Source organism: Bradyrhizobium sp. (assembly GCF_016462955.1).
GTDB lineage: Bacteria > Pseudomonadota > Alphaproteobacteria > Rhizobiales > Xanthobacteraceae > Bradyrhizobium.
The window spans coordinates 1-2,888 of the sequence record NZ_JAEMSD010000694.1 but is presented as its reverse complement, the minus strand read 5'-3'; the positions used below and the strand labels follow the sequence as shown (position 1 = coordinate 2,888).

The following is a 2,888-nucleotide window of genomic DNA, read 5'->3' as shown; positions in this document are numbered from 1 at the left end:
GTCCGTCACCCCCGATGCGGAGTGGCCGGCGCTCCAGATGTCGCGCCAGCGCTTCGGCCGATTCTCGCGTGCGGCGACGTCGATGTCCTTGGCGATGTCGATTGCGCCACGCGCCGGCAGATCGTCCGGATCAAGCCCGGCCGCGACGATCGACGGTCTCAGCATGTTGGTCTGCAAGCCCGTGAACGCGGTGGTGAGCAGGACATCGTCGGCACTGCTGTCGACCAGCATCCGCTTGTAGCGGTCATCCGCCATGCTCTCCCGCGTTGCGATGAACTTGGTCCCCATATAGGCGAGATCGCAGCCCAGCACTTCGGCGGCATGCAGCGCCTGGCCGTCGCTGATACCGCCCGCCAGCACGATGATGCCGTCGTAGAATGCGCGGACCGCGCGGACGAAGGCGAATGGATTGAGCCAGCCGGTCTGGCCGCCGGCGCCGGCGGTCAGCAGCACCAGCCCGTCGGCGCCCGCTTCGGCCGCACGTTCGGCGTGACGGATCGAGGCGACATCCGCCAGCACCAAAGCGCCGACATCATGCAGCGGCTTCAGCACCGGCGCGGGTGAGCCGACCGAGGTGATGACGATCTCCGGCCTGTGCCGCAGCAGCACGGCGAGATCCTGCCCCAGCCGCGGGTTGGAATGGTGCACGATCAGGTTCGGGCAGAGCGGCGCGGCCTTGCTGCTGGTTTGCTCCTCGTGCTGCCGCAACCGCGTCTCAATCTCCGTGAGCCATTCCTCGAGCTGTTCCGTGCCGCGGCAATTCGCAGTGGGAAAGCTGCCGATGACCCCGTTGCGGCAGGCGGCGACCACGAGCTCGACGCCCGAGATCAGAAACATCGGCGCCGCGATCAGCGGCAGACGAAGACGGTCGCGAACGCGGTGCAGTCGATCCGGCGGCATGCATGCCTCCCTCTCGCGGGCTTTGTCGTTTGCTCCCGCATTCTCTGTGCTAGCGTGGCCCGCAACATTGGCACGCAAGAAGCCGGTGACAAAGCGACGAGGAAACATATGTCTGATCCGCTCCACGCATCCTCCCCGGCTTGTGCGCAGACGCTACGTGCACTGTCGCGCTATCCCGGCCGCACCGCGTTCGCCTGGCCCGGGGGATCGCTGAGCTGTCAGGGCACGCTCGATCTGATCGGCCGCATCCAGGGCGTGTTCATGCGTCTCGGCCTGCAGCCCGGCGCGCGCGTCGCCTTCCTCACCGCGAACCGCGCCGACACCTGGTGTGCCGGTGTCGCCGCGCAATTGGCGCGGCTCTGCATCACCTGGCTGCATCCGCTGGGATCGCTGGAGGACCAGCTGTTCCAGCTCGAGGATTCCGAGGCCGAGATGCTGGTGGTGGATGCCGCCGCCTTCCGGGATCGCGGCGGCGAGCTCGCAGCGCGGGCGGAGCGGCTGAAGGCGGTCTTCACCATGGGACCGGCCGGCTACGGCGTCGATCTCCTGGCCGCGATCGAGACCGCGGGACATGCGAGCCCGCTGTGCCTCGCCGGCCCCGACGATCTCGCGACGCTGAACTACACCGGCGGCACGACAGGCAAGTCCAAGGGCGCGCTGCGCTACCACCGCGAGAATGCCGGCGCGGCGGGCGCGATCCTCGCCGACTTCGAGATCCCCGAGGCCGCCCGCTATCTCACGGTGGCGCCGATCAGCCACGTCGCGGGCACGAAGGTGCTGCCGACCCTGATGCGCGGCGGCACCGTGCACATGCTGAAAGGCTTCGACCCCGAGGCGGTGCTGACGACGATCGCACGCGAGCGCATCAACTTCACGCTGTTCGTTCCGACCATGATCTACGTGCTGCTCGATCAGCCCGCGCTCGGCAAGACCGATCTCTCCTCGCTCGAGCTGGTGCTCTACGGGGCATCGGCGATGTCGCCGAGCCGGCTGCTGGAGGGCATCGAACGCATCGGCCCCGTGTTCTCGCAGCTCTACGGCCAGACCGAGTGCTATCCCGTCTCGGTGCTGCGCAAGGCCGATCACGATCCCAACAAGCCGGAGCTGTTCCTGTCCTGCGGCTTCCCGATCGCGGCCTGCGAAGTCAGGATCCTCGACGACGACGACCAGGAGGTGAAGACGGGCGAGGCCGGCGAGATCTGCGTGCGCGCGCCGCACGTGATGGCGGAGTACTGGAAGCGGCCCGACATCACCGCCGAGACGCTCAGGAACGGCTGGGTCCACACCGGCGACATCGCGCGCCAGGACGAGCGCGGCTACATGTTCATCCTCGACCGCAAGAAGGACATGATCGTCAGCGGCGGCTTCAACATCTTCCCGCGCGAGGTCGAGGACGTGCTGTCGCAGCACGCCGATGTCGCGATGGTCGCCGTCGTCGGCATTCCCGACGAGAAATGGGGCGAGGCGGTCACCGCCATCGTCGTGCCGCGCGAGGGCGCAAGGCCCGACCCGGACGAGCTGATCAATCTGGTGAAGACGCGAAAAGGCCCGGCGCATGCGCCGAAGCAGATCCAGTTCGTCAAGCAATTGCCGATGACCGGCGTCGGCAAGGTCGACAAGAAGGTGCTGCGCGCGGGCTTCTGGAGCGGGCGGGACCGGATGGTGGGGTGAGCGCCGTTACCTCTTCTCGATCACCAGGCTCTGCACCGCGCGCCCGAAATAGCCCTGCCTGTCCGCCAGCCGCGACATCGCAAGGCCGGCGCCGTCGGGGCCGATCCAGGATTCGCCGTCGAGCAGGATCCACTCGCCGACCGGCTGGCGCGCGAAGCTCACGGTGAGGTCGGCGTTGATGTAGGTCCAGGCGCGGAAGTCCAGCGTCGAGGCGGTGCCGTTGGAGAAGTCGGCGGCGACTACGGCGCGCATCGCCTGCGAGATCGCCTCGCCCTCGATCAGCGGATGATCGACGCGAAACCAGATCGCGCCGGAGC

General features: G+C 67.8%; 2 protein-coding genes and 1 pseudogene. 1 reads left to right on the top strand and 2 read right to left on the bottom strand.

Annotated features, from left to right (window positions below; genetic code table 11):
- The coding region (locus JHD07_RS36985) for a nitronate monooxygenase (protein ID WP_291631177.1) at nucleotides 1–900 on the bottom strand (900 nt) is incomplete at its 3' end.
- A gap of 108 nt (nucleotides 901–1,008) precedes the next feature.
- On the opposite strand from JHD07_RS36985, the gene JHD07_RS36980 reads away from it, so the two are divergent.
- Complete coding sequence (locus JHD07_RS36980; RefSeq protein WP_291631175.1) at nucleotides 1,009–2,571, top strand: AMP-binding protein; 1,563 nt, start codon at nucleotides 1,009–1,011, stop codon at nucleotides 2,569–2,571.
- Nucleotides 2,572–2,577: 6 nt separating this feature from the next.
- Here JHD07_RS36980 and JHD07_RS36975 read toward each other — a convergent pair.
- Nucleotides 2,578–2,888, bottom strand: a pseudogene (locus JHD07_RS36975) (acyl-CoA thioesterase domain-containing protein); the annotation flags it as partial.